This is a genomic window from Herbidospora sp. NBRC 101105, from assembly GCF_030269205.1.
GTDB lineage: Bacteria > Actinomycetota > Actinomycetes > Streptosporangiales > Streptosporangiaceae > Herbidospora > Herbidospora solisilvae.
Genome location: NZ_BSSX01000006.1, coordinates 67,849 through 89,316, shown reverse-complemented (window position 1 = coordinate 89,316; position 21,468 = coordinate 67,849). Strand labels below are relative to the sequence as shown.

The window sequence follows — 21,468 nt, the reverse complement described above, 5'->3', positions numbered from 1 at the left end:
GGAACACGGCAGCGTCCACTCAGCGAGACCCGTGTCGCCCCCAGGCCACTTCACCCGGCCGAACGCCCGTCAGTGGCGCTCGGCTTCGCGGCCCGGGACCGCTTCCATCGAAGGCGTGGGAAAGTCACGACGAGAGGGCGCGGACCATGATCCGCAGGGCCCGGCGCAGGTCCGCCTCCTCGATGTGGCCGAAGCCGAACACCACCCCGTTCCCGGCCCGGCCGCCCCGGTGGTGGAAGGCCGCGAGGGTGGCCACCCTGACCCCGCGTGCCCGGAGCTGCTCGGCCAGCGCGGGGGCCGGGAGCGCCCGGGGCAGCAACAGGGTCGCGGTGGCGCCGGTCTCGGTGCCGATGACCTTGGTGTCGCGCCGGACCCCCGTCAGCGCCTGGCGGACCATCGTCCGGCGCCGGGCGAAGATCGCCGAGAGCCGGTCGACCCGGCGGGTGACCGCGCCCGTCGAGAGCAGGTCGGATGCGGCCCGCTGGCAGGTCTCCGGCACCGCGCAGGCCCGTTCCCGCATCCCGTCGGCCAGGTGGCGCGGCACGACCAGGTAGGCCAGCCGCATCCCCGGCGTCAGCAGCTCGCGGAAGGAGCCGAACATGATCGTCATCTCCGGGTCCCCCAGCGCCAGCAGCGACGGGCAGGGGTTCAGGCTGGCGTTGAACAGGCCGTCGAAGGCCGGTTCGATGAGGTAGGTCCCCCGGTCGGCCGCCCACGCCGCCAGGGCCCGGCGGTGCTCGGTCGGCAGCCGGTAGCCCAGCGGCTCGTTGCGGTCGGGCGTGAGCACCAGAGCGTCCACACCGGCCGGAACCTGCGGTCCGGTGGAACTCACCGGAACGGGCACGACGTGCCCTCTGTGGCCCGCCAGGGCCTCCCTGAGGCGGGGCAGGGCGGGGTCCTCGATCCCGACGACCGAGCGGCCCTCCGGAACCGCGAGCTGGAGCGCCGTCTCGCAGCCGGTGGTGACCACGATCTCGTGCCGGTCGAGCACCAGCCCCCGGGTGTCGCGCAGGTGGGCGGCGATGGCCGCCCGCAGCTCCGGCAGCCCGCCGGGCGGCGGCTCGGCGGCGCTGGGCACGCGGTGGCTGGCCCGGCGCCAGGCCGCCCGCCACTCGGCCAGCGGGAAGGCGTCGGCGGTCGGCTGGTCGGGCCGCATGTCGACGACGTTCGGCCGGGCAGGCGGGCGCAGCGGCGCCCGTTCGGCCTGCCGCGTCCGCGCGGCGACGTAGGTGCCCGACCCGTGGCGGCTGGTGACGTACCCCTCGGAGTGCAGGATCTGGTACGCCGTCAGCGCCACCCCCCGCGAGATCTTGAGCGCCACGGCCATGGTCCGCGTGGACGGCATGCGGATCCCCGCCGCGAGCTGTCCCGAGTCGATGGCCTGGCGGAGCTGTCCGGCGAGCTGGTCGGGCAGCGCCTCGGCGGCGCCGCGGCCCAAGTGGATCGGCACGCGGAGCCCTTGTGGGTTGCGCATGGTTCATGTCCCCGTCGTTTCGGCTGTCTCTGTCACCTAGGGCGTGACACGGATGTTCCATCGAACGGAACGGCCGTTTGACGTGCCGTGAGACGACGGAACGCCGGTCCCCCGCATGGGGAACCGGCGTTCTCTACTGCTGACTAGCGGCCGTTGAAGCGGCCACCCGGACGGCCCTGGCGGAAGCCGCCGCCGCCCGACCGGCCGCGGAAGCCGCCACGGGCGCGGTCCTCGCCGAACGTGCGGGGCTCGCCGCCGCGGTCGTCGCGGACGGGCCGCTCGCGGTCGTTGTTGTACGCCCTCGGCGCCCGGTCGTCACGGAAGTGACCCCGGGCCGGAGCCGGGGCGGAGGCGTCCCGGCGCGGCCGGTCGTCACCCTGGAAACGGGGACGCTCGTCGCGGTAACGGGGCCGGTCGTCGTTGTGGCGGGGGCGGTCGCCCTCACGGCGCGGACGGTCGTCGCCGCCCTGGAAACGCGGCCGGTCGTCGCCCTCACGGCGCGGCCGGTCGTCGTGGGCGAAGCGCGGACGGTGCCCGAACTCGCGGCGCGGCCGGTCGTCGCCCTCACGGCGCGGACGGTCGTCGCCGAAGTCGCGGCGGGGACGGTCGTCGTGGCTCTGGGGGCGGTCGCCGTCGTACCGGCGACGACCCTCGAAGCGCTTGCGGCCACCCGACGGACGGTCGTCGCGGCCACCGGAGCGGGGGCGGAGCGGCTTGCGGATGTCGGGCTCCCAGACCGGGATCGACTCGCCGCTGGGCTCGCGGGCCCCGGCGATGTCGGCCAGCACCGGGGCGCCCGGGACGGCGCGGTGCCGCGAGGGCGTGATGCCGGCCCGGCGGGCCATGGCGTCGGTCGAGCGGCGCTCGTTGGGCATGACCAGCGTCAGGACGCTGCCCTTCTCGCCCGCCCGCGCGGTGCGCCCGCCGCGGTGCAGGTAGCTCTTGTGGTCGGCCGGCGGGTCGACGTGCAGCACGAGCGAGACGTCGTCGACGTGGATGCCGCGCGCGGCGACGTCGGTGCAGACGAGCACCTTGATGCCGCCCTCGCGGAATTCGCCGAGGATGCGGGTGCGCTGGTTCTGCCGCTTGCCGCCGTGCAGGCCGCCGGCCTGGACGCCGACGCGGGCGAGCTGCTTCACGACGCGGTCGACGCCGTGCTGGGTGCGCACAAACAGGATGGTGCGGCCCTCGCGGTTGGCGATCTCGGCGGTGATGGCCGGCTTGTCCTGCCAGCTCACCTGCACGAGGTGGTGCTCCATCGTCTCGACCGGCGAGGTGGCCGGGGCGAGCGAGTGGGTGATCGGCTCGACGAGGAAACGCTTGACGAGCTGGTCGACGTCGCCGTCGAGGGTGGCCGAGAACAGCAGCCGCTGGCCGTGGACGGGGGTCTGGTCGAGCAGCGCGCTGACGACCGGGAAGAAGCCCAGGTCGCACATGTGGTCGGCCTCGTCGAGGATGCTGATCTCGACGTCCTCGAGCGAGCACTCGCCCTGCTCGATCAGGTCGGTGAGACGGCCCGGCGTGGCGACGATGACCTCGACGCCGCGGCGCAGCGCCTCGATCTGCCGGCCCATCGACATGCCGCCGACGACGGTCTTCATCCGCAGCGACAGGCCCCGGCCGAGCGGCTCCAGGGCGTCGTTCACCTGCAGGGCCAGCTCACGGGTGGGGACCAGGATGATGGCGCGCGGACGCTTGGGCAGCGCGCGGTCACCGGCGATGCGGGCCATCATCGGCAGCCCGAACGCGAGCGTCTTGCCCGAGCCGGTCTGGCCGCGGCCGAGCACGTCGTGGCCGGTCAGAATGTCGGGGATGCAGGCTTCCTGGATGGGGAACGGCGATTCGATGCCCTGACGGGCGAGCCCGGTGACCAGTGGGCGCGGCAGCCCCAGCGCGGCGAAGCCGTTGACGGCCTCGTCGGTGGAGTCGGTCGCGGACATGGTCGGTTCGAGCATGGTCACGTGGTCGTGCCTTTCGGTGAGAGGGACGTGCCGCAGCACGCAGGCGCGTCTCTTCTGCGAAAGGACGAGCCAAATTAAACCGGGGCGGCAATCCGCCGCATCGGGGGAGGGCACCCCTTCCAAAGGTGCCGAGTGCCATCTCTGCGCACCGCCCGATAAACGCGCCGATCTCATCGTGGCGCGAGAAACTGCATAGCAGTGTGCAGTCGCCGCGGTTCACAGTCGCGGCAAACGGCCGCCCGCTCCCAAAGCGGACGGCCTTTGAAGTCAACCCTCGTATCTTACACCGGGAAACCCGGTGGGAATCACACGTTGAAGCCGAGCATCCTCAGCTGGTCACGACCGTCGTCGGTGATCTTGTCGGGACCCCACGGCGGCAGCCACACCCAGTTGATGACCACGCCGCTGACCAGGTCGGCGAGCGCCGAGTTGGCCTGGTCTTCGATGACGTCGGTCAGCGGGCAGGCGGCGCTGGTCAGCGTCATGTCGATCGTGGCGACCGGCTTCTCGCCCTCGCCGGCGGCGTCGAGGTTGAGGCCGTAGATCAGGCCGAGGTCGACGACGTTCACGCCGAGCTCGGGGTCGACGACGTCGCGGAGGGCTTCCATGACCTCGTCGGGCGACAGGTCGCCGTCGTAGGGGGCGGCCGTCGGGGTCTCGGTCGGCTTGCTCATCTCAGGCACTCCTCACCACGGCGTCCTTGTACGCCATCCAGGACAACAGGGCGCACTTGACCCGCGCCGGATACTTGGCGACCCCGGCGAACGCGACCGCGTCGCCGAGGACGTCCTCGTCGGCCTCCACCTGGCCGCGGCCCTGCATCAGCCGGGTGAACTCGTCGACGACGCCGAGGCTCTCCTCGACGGTCGACCCGGTGGCCAGCTCGTGGAGCACCGAGGCGGCGGCCTGGCTGATCGAGCAGCCCTGGCCCTCGTAGGAGACGTCGAGGACCTTGCCCTCGTCGACCTTCACCCGCAGCGTGATCTCGTCGCCGCAGGTGGGGTTGACGTGGTGGACCTCGGCGTCGAACGGGTCGCGCAGGCCACGGCCCTGGGGATGCTTGTAGTGCTCCAGGATCAGTTCCTGGTACATCGACTCAGCGATCATCCGAACACCTTCTGCACATGGTGGAGCCCCCGCGCCAGGGCGTCGATCTCGTCCGTGGTGTTGTAAAGGTACAACGACGCACGAGTGGTGGCGGGGATGCCGAACCGCAGGTGAAGCGGCCTGGCGCAGTGGTGACCGACTCTGACGGCGATGCCGAACGCGTCGTCGAGGATCTGCCCGACGTCGTGGGGGTGGATGTCGTCACCCGACAGGTTCTTCAGGGTGAACGAGATCGTGCCGCCCCGCGAGATGTTCGTGCGCGGGCCGATCACCTTCAGGCCGGGGACCTCGCCGAGCGCGTCGAGGGCGTAGCCGGTCAGCGTCTTCTCGTGGGCCCTGACGTCGGCCATGCCGATGCCGGTCAGGTAGTTCGCCGCCGCGCCCAGGCCGATGGCCTCGACGATCGGCGGGGTGCCGGCCTCGAACTTGTGCGGCACGGGCGCGTAGGTCGAGCGGTCCATCCAGACCGCCTCGATCATCTCGCCGCCGCCGAGGAACGGCGGCATGGCGTCGAGCAGCTCCCGGCGGCCCCACAACACGCCGATGCCCGACGGGCCGACCATCTTGTGGCCGGTGAAGGCCACGAAGTCGACCCCGAGCTCGGTGACGTCGACCGGCATGTGGGGCACCGACTGGGACGCGTCGAGCATCATCAGCGCGCCGACCTCGCGGGCGCGGGCCAGGATCGGCGAGACCGAGTTGACCGTGCCCAGCACGTTGGACTGATGGACGATCGACACGATCTTGGTGCGCTCGTTGACCAGGTCGTCGAGGTCGTCGAGGTCGAGGCGGCCCTCGTCGGTCACCTTGAACCAGCGCAGCGTGGCGCCGGTCCGCTGGGCGAGCAGCTGCCACGGCACGATGTTGGAGTGGTGCTCCATCTCGCTGATGACGATCTCGTCGCCCGGCCCGACCCGGAAGCGGTCGTCGGTGGCGATCGGGTTGCCGAAGGCGTACGCGACGAGGTTGAGCGCCTCGGAGGCGTTCTTGGTGAAGACGATCTCGTCGCGCGAGGGGGCGCCGACGAACGCGGCGATCGCGTCGCGGGCGTCCTCGTAGGCGGCCGTCGACTCCGCGCCCAGCGTGTGGTGGGCGCGGCCGACGTTGCTGTAGTGGTTGGCCAGGTGGTCGCGCATGACCTCGATCACCTGGTTCGGCTTCTGCGATGAGTTGCCGGAGTCCAGGTAGACGAGCGCGCGCCCTCCTGGCAGCTCACGAGAAAGGACCGGGAAGTCCTTTCTGATGAGATCGACGTCGAACATCAGGAACTGACCTTCGTGTAGGCCTCGTAGCCCTCGTTCTCCAGCCTCTCGGCGAGCTCGGGACCGCCCTCTTCGACGATGCGGCCGGCCGCGAAGACGTGCACGAAGTCGGGCTTCACGTAGCGCAGGATGCGGGTGTAGTGGGTGATCAGCAGGACGCCGGTGTCACCCGAGGCGCGGAAGCGGTTGACGCCCTCGGAGACGACGCGCAGGGCGTCGACGTCGAGACCCGAGTCGGTCTCGTCGAGGACGGCCACCTTCGGCTTCAGCAGCTCCAGCTGGAGGATCTCGTGGCGCTTCTTCTCGCCGCCGGAGAACCCCTCGTTGACGTTGCGGGTGGCGAAGGCGGAGTCGATCGCCAGGTTGTCCATGCCGGTCTTGAGGTCCTTGGCGAACTGGCGCAGCTTGGGGGCCTCGCCCTGCACGGCCGTGACGGCGCTGCGCAGGAAGTTGGACACCGACACGCCGGGGACCTCGACGGGGTACTGCATCGCGAGGAACAGGCCCGCGCGGGCTCGCTCGTCGACCGACATGTCGAGCAGGTCCTCACCGTCGAGGGTGACGCTGCCGCTGGTGATCGTGTACTTCGGGTGGCCGGCGATGGCGTAGGCGAGCGTGCTCTTGCCCGAGCCGTTGGGGCCCATGATGGCGTGGGTCTCACCGGCGCTGACGGTCAGGTCGACCCCCTTGAGGATCTCCTTGTCGCCGACGGAGACGTGCAGGTCGCGGATCTGGAGCGTGGACACGTTATGACTCCTTCGAGAGCGAGACATACACGTCGTCGCCTTCGATCTTGACTCGGTATGTGGGAACGGGCCTGGTCGCGGGCGGCCCCGTGGGCTTGCCGGTACGGATGTCGAAACACGATCCGTGCAGCCAGCATTCCAGCGTGCCGTCGTAGACCTCTCCCTCGCTGAGGCGCACCTCGGCGTGGGAGCAGACGTCGTGGACGGCGTACACCTCCGAGCCCTCGCGAACGAGGGCCACGGGGATGCCGTCGACCTCGACGCCGATGACGCCCTCGTCGGGGACGTCCTCGACCTTGCAGACCTTTTCGAAGCTCATCGCGCGAGCTCCGCCTCGACGGCGGCCAGCACCTTCTCCTGGATCTCCGGCACCTCGATGCGCTGGATCAGCTCGTTGAAGAAGCCGTGGACGATGAGCTTGCGGGCCTCGTCGGCGGGGATGCCGCGCGCCTGCAGGTAGAACATGTGCTCGTCGTCGAGCCGGCCGGAGGCCGACGCGTGGCCCGCCCCGGCGATCTCGCCGGTGAGGATCTCCAGGTTCGGCACCGAGTCGGCGCGGGCGCCGTCGGTCAGCAGCAGGTTGCGGTTGAGCTCGTAGGTGTCGGTGCCCTCGGCCTCGGCGCGGATGATCACGTCGCCGATCCAGACCGTGTGGGCGTCGTCACCCTGGAGGCCGCCCTTGTAGGTGACGTCGGAGGCGCAGTTGGGCACGCTGTGGTCGACCAGGAGGCGGTGCTCCAGGTGCTGACCGGCGTCGGCGAAGTAGAGCCCGACCAGCTCGGCCCGCCCGCCGGGCGCCGTGTAGGCCACCCGCGGCGAGATCCGGACCAGGTCGCCCCCGAGGGTGACCACGACCGACTTGAAGGTGGCGTCCCTGCCGACCAGCGTCGTGTACTGCGCCACCTGCACGGCGTCGCGGTCCCAGTCCTGGTTCGACACCACGGTCAGCTTGGCGCCGTCGCCGACGACGAACTCGACGTTCGCCCCCTGCACGCCGGTGCCCGTGTAGTTCAGCACGACGACCGCCTCGGCCATCGGCTTGACGTCGACGAGCAGGTGGCGGAACACCGTGCCGCCCTGCCCGTGGACGTTGACCACGATCGGCTCCGACGCCACGAGCTCCTTGGGCACGGTGATGACACCGGCCTTCTCGAACGCGTTGTACGCCTGCGCCGCCACCCGGTCGGCCGGCTTGCCCGCCGTGCCGATCCGGGGGTCTTCCCGGCTGACCAGCTCGTAGCTCACCCCGGACGGGGTCAGGACCTCGGTGCGGTCGTTGCCGTCGTTGACGGCCGTACCGTCGTGCAGGCCCTTCAGCCGCGACAGCGGCGTGAACCGCCACTGCTCCTCGCGTCCGGTCGGGACGGGGAAGTCGGCCAGGTCGAAGGAGGCCGTCTCGTGCAGGGTCACGAGCGGCTTGGTCTCAAGACCCATGGTTAGCCCACCGCTCCTTCCATCTGCAGCTCGATCAGACGGTTGAGCTCCAAGGCGTACTCCATGGGAAGTTCACGGGCGATCGGCTCGACGAAGCCGCGCACGATCATGGCCATGGCCTCGTCCTCGTTCAGACCGCGGCTCATCAGGTAGAAGAGCTGGTCTTCGGAGACCTTCGAGACGGTCGCCTCGTGGCCCATGGACACGTCGTCCTCGCGGACGTCGACATAGGGATAGGTGTCGGAGCGGCTGATCTGGTCGACCAGCAGGGCGTCGCACTTGACCGTGGAGGCCGATCCGGCGGCGCCCTCCTCGATCTGGACCAGGCCCCGGTAGGAGGTGCGGCCACCGCCGCGCGCCACCGACTTGCTGATGATGGTGCTGCTCGTGTTCGGAGCCAGGTGCACCATCTTGGCGCCGGCGTCCTGGTGCTGGCCCTCGCCGGCGAAGGCGATGGAGAGGGTCTCGCCCTTGGCGCGCTCGCCCATCAGGTAGACGGCCGGGTACTTCATCGTGACCTTGGACCCGATGTTGCCGTCGATCCACTCCATGGTCGCGCCCTCGTACGCCACGGCGCGCTTGGTGACCAGGTTGTAGACGTTGTTCGACCAGTTCTGGATGGTCGTGTAGCGGCAGCGGGCGCCCTTCTTCACGATGATCTCCACGACCGCGCTGTGCAGCGAGTCGCTGGAGTAGATCGGGGCGGTGCAGCCTTCGACGTAGTGCACGTAGCTGTTCTCGTCGACGATGATCAGCGTGCGCTCGAACTGGCCCATGTTCTCGGTGTTGATCCGGAAGTAGGCCTGGAGCGGGATCTCGACGTTGACGTTCGGCGGCACGTAGATGAACGAGCCGCCCGACCACACGGCGGTGTTCAGCGCGGCGAACTTGTTGTCGCCGACGGGGATCACCGAGCCGAAGTACTCCTTGAAGAGCTCCTCGTGCTCGCGCAGGCCGGTGTCGGTGTCGACGAAGATGACACCCTTCTCCTCAAGGTCCTCACGGATCTTGTGGTAGACCACCTCGGACTCGTACTGGGCCGCGACGCCCGCGATGAGCCGCTGCTTCTCGGCCTCGGGGATGCCCAGCTTGTCGTAGGTGTTCTTGATGTCGGCGGGCAGCTCGTCCCAGGACGCCGCCTGCTTCTCGGTCGACCGCACGAAGTACTTGATGTTGTCGAAGTCGATGCCCGTGAGGTCGGAACCCCAGGTCGGCATGGGCTTGCGGCCGAACAGGCGCAGCCCCTTCAGACGCAGGTCGAGCATCCACTCGGGTTCGTTCTTCAGCGCGGAGATGTTCCGCACGACGTCCTCGTTCAGGCCGCGGCGCGCCACGGCGCCGGCGGCGTCGGGGTCGGACCAGCCGAACTTGTAGTTCCCGAGGCCTTCCAGCTCCGGGCGGTCGGTGACAGTCACCTTCCGGGCTCCTTGCTCTCTATACGAGTGGCTCGCGCCAGCGCGTGGGGGCTGACGTGGGTGGTGCAGATTCCGTCTCCGTGGGCGATGGTGGCCAGCCGCTGGACGGGCGTGCCCAGGAGACGCCCGAACGCTTCGGTCTCGGCCTCGCACAACTGCGGGAACGCGGCCGCGACGTGGGCGACCGGGCAGTGGTGCTGGCAGAGCTGCTCCCCGCCGGTCGCCGTCTTGGTGGACGAGGCGGCGTATCCGTCGGCCGACAGCGCCTCGGCGAGCATGCGCACCCGCTGCTCGGCCGGGATCTGCCGCATCGCCGGCCCCAGCCTCGCGACGAGACCGGCGACCTGCTGCCGGGCGAACTCGGTGACGGCGGCGGGCCCCAGATGCTCCTCCAGGAACCGCAGCGCGCTGCCGGCGAGGTCGTCGTAGGCGTGCTCGAAGGCGCTGCGCCCGGCATCGGTGATGCCGAAGAGCTTGGCCGGACGGCCACGCCCCCGCTGCCCCTTCGGGTGTGCCTGCCGGGGCTCGATCATCCCCTCGGAGAGAAGGTTGTCGAGATGCCGCCGCACGGCGGCCGGGGTGAGCCCCAGCCGTTCGCCGAGGTCGGCGGCGGTGACCGGGCCGTGTTCGAGGATCAGGCGCGCGACCCGCGCCCGGGTTCCCCGTTCCGAGGGCACGCCGGAGGACCGCGTGGTCTCCCCTGCGCTGATCCCGGTCACGTTTTTCACAACATCAGTGTGGCGTAATTCCTTCCCGCACCACAAACGGAACCCCGCATTCGTGGGGAATGCAATTTGTCACCCAGGTAAGGCTTACCTAAGTTATTGGCGGAGGCCCGCCGGCGAGGGCGGGGTCGAGCATATAGTCTTCGGCGCCCGCACCGCCCCCTGACCTCGGGTGATGCCCAGCGGCCGGGCCGGGATCGAACGAAGATCCACCGTTCACATCGTCTCGCCCGCCTGAATTCCGCTGAATACGACTCGGCGGCGGCGCGCGACGCCGGAAACCGGCCGGGACGGAGCGGGGGTGCCGGAATCGGCGGCCCAGGAGGACAGGAGGCGAAGTTTGTCCTGCGAATCACTGCCGGGCTCGGCGCTGTAGCCGACGAGGGTGAGATCGTCCGCGGCCAGCGCGAGGGCCTCGTAGTAGAGGTGCAGGGTGCCGACGACGGGATGGCGGAGCGGTTTGGCGCCCTTGTGGTACTGGCGGACGTCGTGGCGGGCCCACCGCCCGCGGAAGTCCACGCTGCGGGTGGACAACTCGCCGACGAGGTCGGTGAGCTGCTTGTCGAAGGGGTCGCGACCGGCCTCGGCCTGGAGAAGGGCGACGGTCTCGTCGGCGGCGCGTTCCCAGTCGCCCCAGAAGGCGTGCGAGCGTGGGTCGAGGAAGACGAACCGGGCGAGGTTGGGGGTGTCCCCCCGGGCGGCTTCGATCACGGGGGCGTACAGGGCGCGGCCCAGGGCGTTGAAGGCGAGGACGTCGCAGCGGCCGTTCATGATCACGGCCGGGGCGTCGGTCATGGAGTCCAGCAGCCGCCGCACCCCGGGCCGCACGACCGTCGTCCCGGGGCGGCGGCGGCGGGGAGCGGGACCGGCGGCGCGTGCCAGGTCCTCCAGATGGACACGCTCCTCCTCGTCCAGGCGCAGAGCGCGGGCCAGGGAGTCGAGGACCTGGCCCGACACCCCGGACAGGTCGCCGCGCTCCAGCCGGGAGTAGTACTCCACGCTCATCCCGGCGAGCTGGGCGACCTCGGCGCGGCGCAGGCCGGGGACGCGGCGGGTGCCGTAAGAGGGCAGCCCCGCCTCAGCCGGCGTGATCCTGGCTCGGCGGGAGGTCAGGAAGTCTCGGATCTGGCTGCGCTGGTCCACGCCTTCCAGGCTAGGCGGCCTTCCCGATGGCTGGGGTGCCCCGTCAGTACACCTCTGACCAGTGCCTTCCACCGGTCCCGGCCTGGGCTTTGGATGAGCGGCGGACACCTCGCCCACCTCGACCCAAGGAATGATCTTCATGCGCGTGAACGCCTATGCCGCCCCGGCCGCCGGCGAGCCTCTGGCCCCCATGACCATCGAACGGCGCGACGTCGGCCCCCACGACGTCCTCATCAAAATCGAATACGCGGGCATCTGCCATTCCGACATCCACACTGTCAACGGCGACTGGGGACCCCAGCCGTTCCCGCTGGTACCCGGGCACGAGATCGTCGGAATCGTCGAACAGGCCGGCGCCGAGGTGACCCGTCACCGGGCCGGGGACCGGGTCGGGGTGGGCTGCGTCGTGCACTCCTGCGGCCGGTGCGCCAACTGCCGCGGCGGCGACGAGCAGCATTGCAGCCTCGGCATGGTGCCCACCTACGCCGGCGCCGACCGGGACGGCACCACCACCCAGGGTGGCTACTCCACTCACATCGTCGTGGACGCCGGCTACACGCTGTCGATCCCCGAGGGCCTGGACCCCGCCGCGGCGGCGCCGCTGCTGTGCGCCGGCATCACCACCTACGCGCCGCTGCGCCGCTGGGGCGCCGGTCCGGGCAAGAAGGTCGCGGTCGTCGGGCTGGGCGGCCTCGGCCACGTGGCCGTCAAGATCGCCCATGCCATGGGCGCGGAGGTCACCGTGCTGTCGCGGTCGCTGAAGAAGCAGGAGGACGCGCTGCGGCTGGGCGCCGAGCACTATCACGCCACCGCCGACCCCGGCACCCTCACCGACCTCGCCGGCCGCTTCGACCTGATCATCAACACGATCAGCGGGGACGTGGACATCAGCCCCTACGTCGGCCTGCTGGCCCTCGACGGCGCCCTGGTGAACGTCGGCGCGGCGCCCGGACCGCTGACCATCGCCAGCGGGTTCATGCTGGCCCAGCCCCGCCGGGTCGTGACCGGGTCGATGATCGGCGGCATCGCCCTCACCCAGGAGATGCTCGGCTTCTGCGCCGAGCACGGCATCGGTGCCGAGATCGAGATCGTCTCCGCCGGCCAGATCAACGACGCCTACCGGCGCGTCCTGGCCGCTGATGTGCGCTACCGCTTCGTCATCGACGCCGCGACCCTCGCCTGAGCGTCGACCGGCTCGCGGTCGCCGGGGGTGCGCCGATGCCCCGCCCGTTGAAGGTGGTCTGTACCGGACCGCCATTGGAGGGGTAGAGATCCGATGTCTTATCCCGGCTTAGGGGAAAATTGATCCGATCTCTCGTCGGACTGACGCCCCACAAGTCGACTTCTGAAGATCAAAACAGCACACCCATCGGACTAGACCACTCAATGAGGTGTGGGTCACAACTTGGTTGCAGCGAAATTCATCGGATCTCAAAGCTTGTTTCGCTTAAGTTTCGGTGCTATTTCATTGTGAGATCACCAACCCTGACCCATAAGGAACACCCGTGAGTCACCCCCCACGGCGGCTGCTCGGCGCCGCCACGGCGCTGGGGCTGGCCATGGCTCTGGGCGTGCCGGTGCTGCAGGGCAGCACCGCCACGGCTCAGGTCCAGGAGGCCGCAGCCGCGCAGGACGATCTGACCCTCTGGTACGACAAGCCGGCGACCAACTGGGAGTCGCAGGCCCTTCCGATCGGCAACGGCGCCCTCGGCGCGATGATCTACGGTGGCGTCGCCACCGAGCAGATCCAGTTCAACGAGAAGACCCTCTGGACCGGCGGCCCCGGCTCCAACGGTTACAACTTCGGCAACTGGACGACGCCGCGGCCCACCGCGATCGCCGACGTCCAGGCGCTCATCGACCAGAACAAGCAGATGACCCCGGCCCAGGTGGCGCAGCGCCTCGGCCAGGGCAAGACGAACTTCGGGTCCTACCAGACCTTCGGCGACATGTTCCTGGACTTCCCGGGCGCGCCGGCGAACCCGGCCGACTACAAGCGGTCGCTGAACCTGAACGACGCGGTCGCCGCCGTGACCTACAAGGACGGCGGGGTCACCTACAAGCGCGAGTACTTCGCGTCCTACCCGAACAACGTCATCGTGGGCCGCATCTCGGCCGACGCGGCCGGCAAGGTGAACTTCACCGTCCGCCACACCTCGCCGCGCAACGACAAGACGGTCAGCGTCTCCAAGGGCCGCATGACCATCCGCGGCAAGCTGGCCAACAACGGGCTCAACTTCGAGTCGCAGGTCAACGTCGTCACCGAGGGCGGCTCCCGGACCGACGGGACCGACCGCATCACGGTCGCCAACGCCAACGCCGCGTGGTTCGTGATCTCGGCCGGCACGGACTACTCGATGGAGTACCCGACCTACCGGACCGAGGACCCGCACGACAAGGTGCGCCACTGGGCCAACTGGGCGTCGTCGATGTCGTACGCGGCCCTCAAGCAGGCCCACCTGAACGACTACCACGAGCTGTTCGACCGGGTGAAGCTGAACCTGGGCCAGCAGGCGCCGGGCGTGCCCACCAACGTGCTGCGCTCGTCCTACACGGGCGGCTCGTCGGCGCAGGACCGCTACCTGGAGGCCCTGTTCTACCAGTACGGCCGCTACCTGCTGATCTCCTCCTCGCGTGAGGGGTCGCTGCCGGCCAACCTGCAGGGCGTGTGGAACAACGTCACGAACCCGCCGTGGGACGCCGACTACCACGTCAACATCAACCTGCAGATGAACTACTGGCTCGCCGAGCAGACCAACCTCGCCGAGACCACGGTCCCCTACGACGAGTACATCGCCTCGATGGTCGCCCCCGGCACCAAGACCGCGACCGACATGTACAAGGCGCGCGGCTGGGTCGTGAACAACGAGACCAACCCCTGGGGCTTCACGGGCCTGCACAACTACCCCGAGTCGTTCTGGTTCCCCGAGGCCGCCGCGTGGACCACGCAGCAGATGTACGACCACTACCGGTTCAGCAACGACGAGAAGTACCTCAAGCGCACCGCCTACCCGGTGATGAAGGGCGCGGCCGAGTTCTGGCTCGACTTCCTGCACACCGACCCGCGTGACGGCAAGCTCGTGGTCTCCCCGTCGTACTCGCCGGAGAACGGCCAGTTCACCGCCGGCGCCTCGATGTCGCAGCAGATCGTCACCGAGCTGCTCACCAACACCCTGAACGCCGCCAAGACCCTCAAGGTCGACACGGCGCTGCAGGCCGAGCTGACCAACACCCTGGCCAAGCTCGACCCGGGCATCCGCATCGGCTCCTGGGGCCAGCTCCAGGAGTGGAAGGAAGACCTGGACAACCCCAACAACGACCACCGCCACGTCTCGCACCTGTTCGCGGTGCACCCGGGCAACGCGATCAAGGCCGGCACCCCCGCGGGTGAGGCGGCCAAGGTCTCGCTGACCGCGCGCGGCGACGGCGGCACCGGCTGGTCGAAGGCCTGGAAGATCAACTTCTGGGCGCGCCTGCTCGACGGCGACCACTCGCACAAGATGCTCAGCGAGCAGCTCAAGTCGAGCACCCTCGACAACCTGTTCGACACCCACCCGCCGTTCCAGATCGACGGCAACTTCGGCGCCACCTCGGGTGTCACCGAGATGCTGCTGCAGTCGCACCAGGACACCATCCACGTCCTGCCGGCCCTGCCGGCCGTGTGGAAGAACGGGTCGATCTCCGGCCTGCGCGCCCGCGGCAACGCGACCGTCGACGTCGAGTGGGCCAACAGCAGCCTCACCAAGGCCGTCATCACCGCCGGCGACACCGGCGAGCTGAAGGTCCGCGCCGGCGCGATCAACGCCCGTTACTCGTTCGTCGACGACCAGGGCAAGCCGGTCGACGCGATCCGCAACGGCGACACCCTCACGTTCGGCGCCGAGGAAGGCCGTTCGTACACCCTCTACAACGAGATCCAGCTCTCGGTCTCGGCCCCGGCCGAGATCGGCGCGGGTCAGACCGTCCCGGTCAAGGCCACCGTCACCGCGATCCAGAACGCGTCCCCGGCGGGCACCCTGACCCTCCAGCTCCCCACCGGCTGGACCGCCGACCCGGCCTCGACCGCCGTCGCCCCGGTTCCGGCGGGCGAGAGCCGCGAGATCACCGTCAACGTCACGGCCGGTCCCTCGACCGGGGCGACGTCGGCGCGCATCCAGGCGACCCTGGCCGGCTCCGGCTGGTCGATCAGCGCCGCGACCGGCGCCGCCCTGAACCCGTGTGCGGTTCCCCCGGCCGACCGTGCCATCGTCGCCTGGGACCCGGCCTCGGGCACGACCATCGCCGACCAGTCCGGCTCCGGCCGCAACGGCGTCGTGGTCAACGGCACGGCGGCCTACGACGCCGACGGCGGCCTGATCCTCGACGGGCAGAACTACGTCCGCACCGAGCAGCCGACGACCCTCGGCTACCTGCGTGAGGCCACGTTCGCCGCCGAGGTGAAGATCGGCGGCTCCGGCTACCGCCGCCTGTTCGACTCGCAGCCCTCGGGCAACCCCGGCACCGACGGCGTCCTGATGGACGTCACGCCGGACAACCGCCTGCGCCTCATCGGCGCCGGCCAGGGCGTCACGACCAACGCGACGCTGCCCACCGGCCGCTACATCGACCTGGTGATCACCCTCAACCGCAACGGCGCGATCGACGTCTACGTCGACGGCGTCCGCGCGGGCGGCGGCAACACCGGTTCGACCGGCATCTACGGCTGCAACACCCGGCCGCTGCTGTTCGCCGCCAACCAGGGCGGCGGCGAGCGGATGACCGGCGCCGTCGACCGGATGGCGGTCCTCCCCTACGCGCTGCCCGCCAACCAGGTCTCGACCTGGCAGGACATCGCTTTCTAACCGCATGACGGGAGAACCGGCCGGGGTGCTTACCGGCCGGTTCTCTCGTTCTAGGGGGTGCTCTCCCAGAGCCCCACGGCCGCCCCGGCGGGGTCGGTGATGATCGCGAAGTTGCCCATCCCGGGCACCTCGGTCGGTCCCACCATCTGCGTCGCGCCCAGCCGCGCCGACTCCTGGACGGCGGCGTCGAGGTTGTCCACCCCCAGGTAGGCCAGCCAGTACGACGGGATCTCGGCCGGCAGGGCGTCGGGCATGGCCATCATCCCGGCCAGCACGTGCCCGTTCTGGGCGAAGGTGGTGTACTCCATGTCCCCCATGGGCCGGGTCTCGGCCGTCCAGCCGAAGACGTCGCCGTAGAACTCCGTGGACGAGAGGGTGTCGCGGGTGATCAGCTCGCTCCAGTTGAGGGTGCCGGGCTCGTTGGCGAGCTGGGCCCCCATCTTGTCGATCGGCTGCCAGGCGCAGATGTAGGCCCCGGCGGGGTCCAGGTAGCCGGCCATCCGGCCCTCGTTCATGATCTGCACGGGCTCGGTGACGATGGTGCCGCCGTTCTCGCGGACCGTCTCGGTGGTCTTGGCGACGTCGTCGGTGCAGATGTAGGTGTTCCAGGCGGCGGGCATGCCCTCCTGGTAGACGGGGCCGATCCCGGCGACGTACTTGCCGTGCAGGTGGAACACGCCGTAGCCGCCGTAGTCCTCGCTCTCCTCGTCGAAGACCGCCGTCCAGCCGAAGAGCTCGGTGTAGAAGTCCGTGGACGCGTCGATGTCGGGAGTGGACACGTCCACCCAACACGGCACGCCGGGTGCATAGCTCCTGAATTCGGACATGCGCCACCCTCCTTGTGGTGAGCCATGGGGACAATTCCACCCTTACATGCACAAACACCCCTGTCGGGGACCGTGGACGTTCCCGGAGCAGACCTTTACCGGCCCGGTCGCGGACGGAGGCGGGGTGCTCACTCCCTACACTCGAAGGCATGGAAGACGCCGCGGTCGAGGTCCGCGATCTGGTCAAGCGCTACGGCCGGGTGACCGCGGTCGACCACCTCGACCTGCGCTGCCGCCGGGGCGAGGTGACCGCCGTGCTCGGCCCCAACGGCGCCGGGAAGACCTCGACGATCGAGATCTGCGAAGGCTTCCGCACGGCCGACTCCGGCTCGGTCCGGGTTCTCGGGCGCGCGCCCGACGACCCGGAGCTCAAGCCGCGGATCGGGATCATGCTCCAGGCGGGCGGGGTGCCCCAGGCGGCCCGCGCCGGAGAGTGGCTGCGGCTGGTCTCGCGGTTCCACGCCCACCCGCTCGACCCCTCGGCCCTGCTCGACCGGCTGGGGCTGGCCGACCACGCCCGCACCCCCTACCGGCGGCTGTCCGGGGGCCAGCAGCAGCGGCTCGGGCTCGCGGCGGCCGTCATCGGCCGTCCCGAACTGGTCTTCCTCGACGAACCGACGGCCGGCCTCGACCCCCAGGCCCGGCACGCCTGCTGGGACATGGTGCGCGAGCTGCGCGCGGCCGGGGTGTCGGTGGTGCTCACCACCCACCACATGGACGAGGCCGAGAAGTTGTCCGACCACGTCGTGATCATCGACCGGGGCCGCGTGGTCGCCGAGGGCTCGCCCGCCGAGCTGACCGGCGCCGAGCGCCAGCTCCGGTTCCGCGCCCGCCCGGGGCTCAACCTCGACGAGGTGCTCAGCGCCCTGCCGCCCGGGAGCGCGGCCAAGGAGTCCCCGGCCGGCCACTACATCATCGAGGGCCAGGTCGACCCGTCGCTGCTGGCCACGGTGACCGCGTGGTGCGCGACCGAGGGCGTGACGACCGAAGACCTCAGCATCGAGCGGCGCACCCTGGAAGACGTCTTCCTGGAGCTGACCGGACGGGAGCTACGTTGACCACCCTCGACCTGTCGCCGGCGCCCGGGGCGGCGCCGCTCCCGAAGATGGTGCTCGCCCAGGCGGGCGCGGAGGTGCGCGCCACGCTGCGCAACGGCGAGCAGCTCCTGCTGACGCTGATCATCCCGATCCTGCTGCTCGTGGGGTTCTCCAAGGCGCCGTTCCTCGACGTCGCGGGCCCCCGGGTCGACTTCGTCGCGCCCGGCGTGCTGGCCTTGGCGGTGCTCTCCACCGCCTTCACCGGCCAGGCCATCGCGACCGGCTTCGAGCGGCGCTACGGCGTGCTGAAGCGCCTGGGGGCCACTCCCCTGTCGCGGACCGGCCTGATGCTGGCCAAGACCGCCGCGGTGATCGTGGTCGAGGTGCTGCAGATCGTGGTGCTGGTGCTGGTGGCGCTCGCGCTCGGCTGGTCGCCCCACGGCAACCCGCTGACGGTGGCGCTGCTGGTCGTCCTGGGCACGGCCGCCTTCAGCGGCCTCGGGCTGCTGATGGCCGGCACCCTGCGGGCCGAGGCCACGCTGGCCGGGGCCAACCTGGTCTACCTGCTGCTGCTCGCGCTGGGCGGGGTGGTGCTGCCCGTCTCGGCCTTCCCCGAGAGCATCCGGCCGCTGCTGGAGATCCTGCCGATCACCGCCCTGACCGACGGGGTGAGATCGGTGCTGACCGGGGTGGGCGGGTTCCCCGTGGGCGCGACGCTGGTGCTGCTGTCGTGGGCCGTGCTGGCCCTCGCCGCGGCGGCCCGCTGGTTCCGCTGGGAGTAGCTCCCCAGGCCGTCTCACAGGGCGGAATCATGAGCGATCTTGGGTTTTGCCCCTTACAGTGAGACCCGCTGATTTCCGGGTGAGGGGTGGGACGACGGTGACCGCTGACGCGGGGGCGTACAAGGGGTCGTTCCGGCTCGCCGACGCCGTTCCGCCGCCGCTGCTGGTGATGCTGGGCATCGTGTCGGTGCAGATCGGCGCGGGCCTGGCCAAGAACCTGTTCGCGCAGCTCTCCCCCACCGCCGTGGTCTTCCTGAGGATCGCCGCCGGGACGCTCGTGCTGGTCGCCTTCGTCCGGCCCCGGGTCAGGGGGCTGTCGTGGCAGAGCGTCGGGATCGGGGTGGCCTTCGGGGCGATCCTCGCGTTGATGAACCTCTCGTTCTACGAGGCCCTGGCGCGGCTGCCCATCGGCATCGCGGTCGCCATCGAGTTCATGGGGCCGCTGGGGGTGGCCGTGGCGGCCTCCCGCCGGCGGCTCGACCTGCTGTGGGTGGGGCTGGCCGCCGCCGGGATCGGGCTGCTCGCCCCCTGGGGTGACGCCGCGAACGCCGACTGGGTCGGGATCGCGTTCGCCGCCGGGGCGGGGGTCTGCTGGGGCGCGTACATCCTGCTGTCGGCGTCGGTCGGGCAGCGGTTCCCCGGGACGTCGGGGCTGGCCTTCGCCATGATCGTCGCGACCCTCGTGATCGCCCCGCCCGGGATCGTCTCGGGCGGCACCGGGCTGCTCGACCCGGCGATCCTGCTGATCGGGCTCGGCGTCGGGCTGCTGTCGTCGGTGATCCCCTACTCGCTGGAGCTGGAGGCGCTGCGCAGGATGCCGAAGCGGGTGTTCGGCATCCTGATGTCGCTCGAACCGGCCGTCGCCGCCCTCGTGGGGCTCGTCGTGCTCGGCGAGATCCTGCACCTGCGCGAGTGGGCCGCGATCGGGTGTGTGGTGGTGGCCTCGGTCGGGGCCGCCCGCTCGGGTTGAGTCACTCGGGCTTGTTGGCCCAGATGCCGCGGACGTGCTGGATGTGGTGGCCCATGATGTGTTCGGCCGCCGCCCGGTCGCCCTCGATCAGGGCGTCGAGCAGCTCGACGTGCTCGCGGGCCGAGTCGACCAGCTTCCCGGCGTCGGCCAGGCCCTTCAGCCCGTAGAGGCGGGCCCGGCCGCGCAGTTCGCGCACCACCTCGACCAGGTGGGCGTTGCCCGCCAGGCTCAGCAGTTCGAGGTGGAAGCGCAGGTCGGCGTTGACGTAGGTGAGCAGGTCGCCGCGCTCGGCGGAGCTGACGATCTCGCGGGCCAGGGGCCGCAGCCGCTCGAAGTCGGCGTCGTGCCCCGACTCGGCCAGCCGGGCCACCGTGGGCACCTCGATGAGGCGGCGGATCTCGGTGATGTCGTCGAGGTCGGAGTCGGACATCTCGGTGACCCGGAACCCCTTGTTGCGCACCGCCTCCACCAGGCCCTCTTTGGCCAGGTCGAGCATCGCCTCGCGGACCGGGGTCGCCGAGACGCCGAACTGGGCCGCGAGCACCGGCGCGGAGTAGACGACCCCCGGCCTCATCTCGCCCGCGACCAAGGCGTCTCTGAGGGCTTGCGCGACCTGTTCGCGCAGGCTCTGCCGCTCACCCACGACCGGCAGGCCGAGTCCCTCTGCTCCCGCGCCCATCCCACTCCCATCCGTGACATCGGATCTGGTGATCGTACCGGTTCGGACCGGTACGCGACCGCCTGGTCACAGCAGGAATCCCTGCGGGAAGGGGTCGCGTGGATCAAGGAAGTACTGGGCGGTGCCGGTGAGCCAGGCGCGACCGGTGATGTGCGGCACCACGGCCTGCCGGTCTCCGACGGCGGCCGTTCGCACGAGGCGTCCGGTGAACCGCGTCCCGATGAACGACTCGTTGGTGAAATCGGCGTCGATGGGCAGGTCGCCCCGGGCGTGGAGCTGGGCCATGCGGGCGCTGGTGCCGGTCCCGCACGGCGACCGGTCGAACCAGCCGGGGTGGATGGCCATCGCGTGCCGCGAGTGCCGCGCGGTCGACCCGGGCGCGAGGAACTGCACGTGGTGGCAGCCGCGGATGCCGGGGTCCTCGGGGTGGACGGGCTCGTCCTCGTTGATCGCGTCCATGATCGCGAGCCCGGCGTCCAGGATCTGCTGCTTGTACGCCCGGTCGAACGGCAGCCCCACCGACTCGATCGGCAGGATGGCGTAGAAGTTGCCGCCGTAGGCCAGGTCGTAGGCGAGCTCGCCGAACCCGTCGACCTTCACGGTCCGGCCGAGACCCTCGACGTAGGAGGGCACGTTCTCGATCGTGACCGACTCGGCCACGCCGTCGCGCACCGCCACCGACGCGGTGACCAGCCCGGCCGGGGTGTCGAGCCGGATCGTCGTGACGGGCTCGACGACCTCGACCATGCCGGTCTCCACCAGCACCGTCGCCACGCCGATCGTGCCGTGGCCGCACATCGGCAGGCAGCCGGAGACCTCGATGTAGAGCACGCCCCAGTCGGCGTCGGGCCGGGTCGGCGGCTGAAGGATCGCGCCGCTCATGGCGGCGTGGCCGCGCGGCTCGTACATGAGGAGGGTGCGGACGTGATCGAGGTGGGCCATGAAGTGTTCCCGCCGCTCGGCCATGGTCGCGCCGGGGATCACGCCGACGCCGCCGGTGATCACGCGGGTGGGCATGCCCTCGGTGTGGGAGTCGACGGCGTGGAAGATCCTTCGGGTGCGCAC

At 70.4% G+C, this 21,468-nt stretch carries 19 protein-coding genes; 5 read left to right on the top strand and 14 right to left on the bottom strand.

The features are described from left to right. Positions 1–124 precede the first annotated feature (124 nt). From QSK34_RS24130 to QSK34_RS24080, 11 genes are all read right to left on the bottom strand, one after another. Positions 125–1,450, bottom strand: coding sequence for an aminotransferase-like domain-containing protein (locus QSK34_RS24130; protein WP_285586903.1), 1,326 nt, complete (start codon positions 1,448–1,450; stop codon positions 125–127). A 167-nt stretch (positions 1,451–1,617) separates the two neighbouring features. Beyond that, the gene (locus tag QSK34_RS24125) at positions 1,618–3,429 is read right to left on the bottom strand and encodes a DEAD/DEAH box helicase (protein ID WP_285587791.1); all 1,812 of its coding nucleotides are present in this window, start codon (positions 3,427–3,429) and stop codon (positions 1,618–1,620) included. 311 nt (positions 3,430–3,740) lie between these two features. Beyond that, positions 3,741–4,109, bottom strand: coding sequence for a metal-sulfur cluster assembly factor (locus tag QSK34_RS24120; RefSeq protein WP_161483128.1), 369 nt, complete (start codon positions 4,107–4,109; stop codon positions 3,741–3,743). 1 nt (position 4,110) lies between these two features. Continuing rightward, complete coding sequence (gene sufU / locus QSK34_RS24115) at positions 4,111–4,542, bottom strand: Fe-S cluster assembly sulfur transfer protein SufU (RefSeq protein ID WP_030452277.1); 432 nt, start codon at positions 4,540–4,542, stop codon at positions 4,111–4,113. After that, positions 4,539–5,804, bottom strand: coding sequence for a cysteine desulfurase (locus QSK34_RS24110; RefSeq protein WP_285586899.1), 1,266 nt, complete (start codon positions 5,802–5,804; stop codon positions 4,539–4,541). The genes sufU and QSK34_RS24110 overlap by 4 nt, the downstream gene beginning before the upstream one ends. Beyond that, positions 5,804–6,550, bottom strand: coding sequence for a Fe-S cluster assembly ATPase SufC (sufC, locus tag QSK34_RS24105; protein WP_161483126.1), 747 nt, complete (start codon positions 6,548–6,550; stop codon positions 5,804–5,806). The genes QSK34_RS24110 and sufC overlap by 1 nt, the downstream gene beginning before the upstream one ends. Position 6,551: 1 nt before the next feature. Then, positions 6,552–6,869, bottom strand: a complete 318-nt coding sequence (locus tag QSK34_RS24100) for a non-heme iron oxygenase ferredoxin subunit (protein ID WP_161483125.1) — start codon at positions 6,867–6,869, stop codon at positions 6,552–6,554. Continuing rightward, complete coding sequence (gene sufD / locus QSK34_RS24095) at positions 6,866–7,984, bottom strand: Fe-S cluster assembly protein SufD (RefSeq protein ID WP_161483124.1); 1,119 nt, start codon at positions 7,982–7,984, stop codon at positions 6,866–6,868. Before sufD ends, QSK34_RS24100 begins: the two co-directional genes overlap by 4 nt. Before the next feature lie 2 nt (positions 7,985–7,986). Further along, positions 7,987–9,399 (bottom strand): Fe-S cluster assembly protein SufB, encoded by a 1,413-nt coding sequence (gene sufB, locus QSK34_RS24090; RefSeq protein WP_285586889.1) that lies wholly within the window; start codon positions 9,397–9,399, stop codon positions 7,987–7,989. Next, positions 9,396–10,127, bottom strand: a complete 732-nt coding sequence (locus tag QSK34_RS24085) for a helix-turn-helix transcriptional regulator (protein ID WP_051759654.1) — start codon at positions 10,125–10,127, stop codon at positions 9,396–9,398. The genes sufB and QSK34_RS24085 overlap by 4 nt, the downstream gene beginning before the upstream one ends. A gap of 213 nt (positions 10,128–10,340) precedes the next feature. Further along, complete coding sequence (locus QSK34_RS24080) at positions 10,341–11,267, bottom strand: helix-turn-helix domain-containing protein (protein WP_285586884.1); 927 nt, start codon at positions 11,265–11,267, stop codon at positions 10,341–10,343. A gap of 139 nt (positions 11,268–11,406) precedes the next feature. Between QSK34_RS24080 and QSK34_RS24075 the strand changes: the two genes are divergently transcribed. Both QSK34_RS24075 and QSK34_RS24070 read left to right on the top strand, forming a co-directional pair. Then, on the top strand, positions 11,407–12,450 hold the full coding sequence (locus QSK34_RS24075; RefSeq protein WP_285586881.1) for an NAD(P)-dependent alcohol dehydrogenase: 1,044 nt from the start codon (positions 11,407–11,409) through the stop codon (positions 12,448–12,450). Positions 12,451–12,772: 322 nt separating this feature from the next. Next, a complete protein-coding gene (locus QSK34_RS24070) occupies positions 12,773–16,108 on the top strand; it encodes a glycosyl hydrolase family 95 catalytic domain-containing protein (protein WP_285586879.1) in 3,336 nt (1,111 codons plus the stop codon). 50 nt (positions 16,109–16,158) lie between these two features. Here the strand turns inward: QSK34_RS24070 and QSK34_RS24065 are convergent, their stop codons facing one another. After that, the gene (locus tag QSK34_RS24065) at positions 16,159–16,935 is read right to left on the bottom strand and encodes a VOC family protein (protein ID WP_285586876.1); all 777 of its coding nucleotides are present in this window, start codon (positions 16,933–16,935) and stop codon (positions 16,159–16,161) included. Between the two features lie 149 nt (positions 16,936–17,084). Here QSK34_RS24065 and QSK34_RS24060 point away from each other — a divergent pair, with 149 nt between their 5' ends. The 3 genes from QSK34_RS24060 to QSK34_RS24050 all read left to right on the top strand — a co-directional run bounded on the left by QSK34_RS24060 (position 17,085) and on the right by QSK34_RS24050 (position 19,724). Continuing rightward, complete coding sequence (locus QSK34_RS24060; RefSeq protein WP_161483121.1) at positions 17,085–17,993, top strand: ABC transporter ATP-binding protein; 909 nt, start codon at positions 17,085–17,087, stop codon at positions 17,991–17,993. After that, positions 17,990–18,754 (top strand): ABC transporter permease, encoded by a 765-nt coding sequence (locus QSK34_RS24055; protein WP_407929437.1) that lies wholly within the window; start codon positions 17,990–17,992, stop codon positions 18,752–18,754. The genes QSK34_RS24060 and QSK34_RS24055 overlap by 4 nt, the downstream gene beginning before the upstream one ends. 97 nt (positions 18,755–18,851) lie before the next feature. Then, positions 18,852–19,724, top strand: coding sequence for an EamA family transporter (locus tag QSK34_RS24050; protein WP_285586874.1), 873 nt, complete (start codon positions 18,852–18,854; stop codon positions 19,722–19,724). 1 nt (position 19,725) lies between these two features. On the opposite strand, the gene QSK34_RS24045 is transcribed toward QSK34_RS24050, so the two are convergent. Both QSK34_RS24045 and QSK34_RS24040 read right to left on the bottom strand, forming a co-directional pair. Further along, positions 19,726–20,403 (bottom strand): GntR family transcriptional regulator, encoded by a 678-nt coding sequence (locus QSK34_RS24045; protein ID WP_285586873.1) that lies wholly within the window; start codon positions 20,401–20,403, stop codon positions 19,726–19,728. A 66-nt stretch (positions 20,404–20,469) separates the two neighbouring features. Beyond that, the gene (locus tag QSK34_RS24040) at positions 20,470–21,468 is read right to left on the bottom strand and encodes a proline racemase family protein (RefSeq protein WP_285586869.1); all 999 of its coding nucleotides are present in this window, start codon (positions 21,466–21,468) and stop codon (positions 20,470–20,472) included.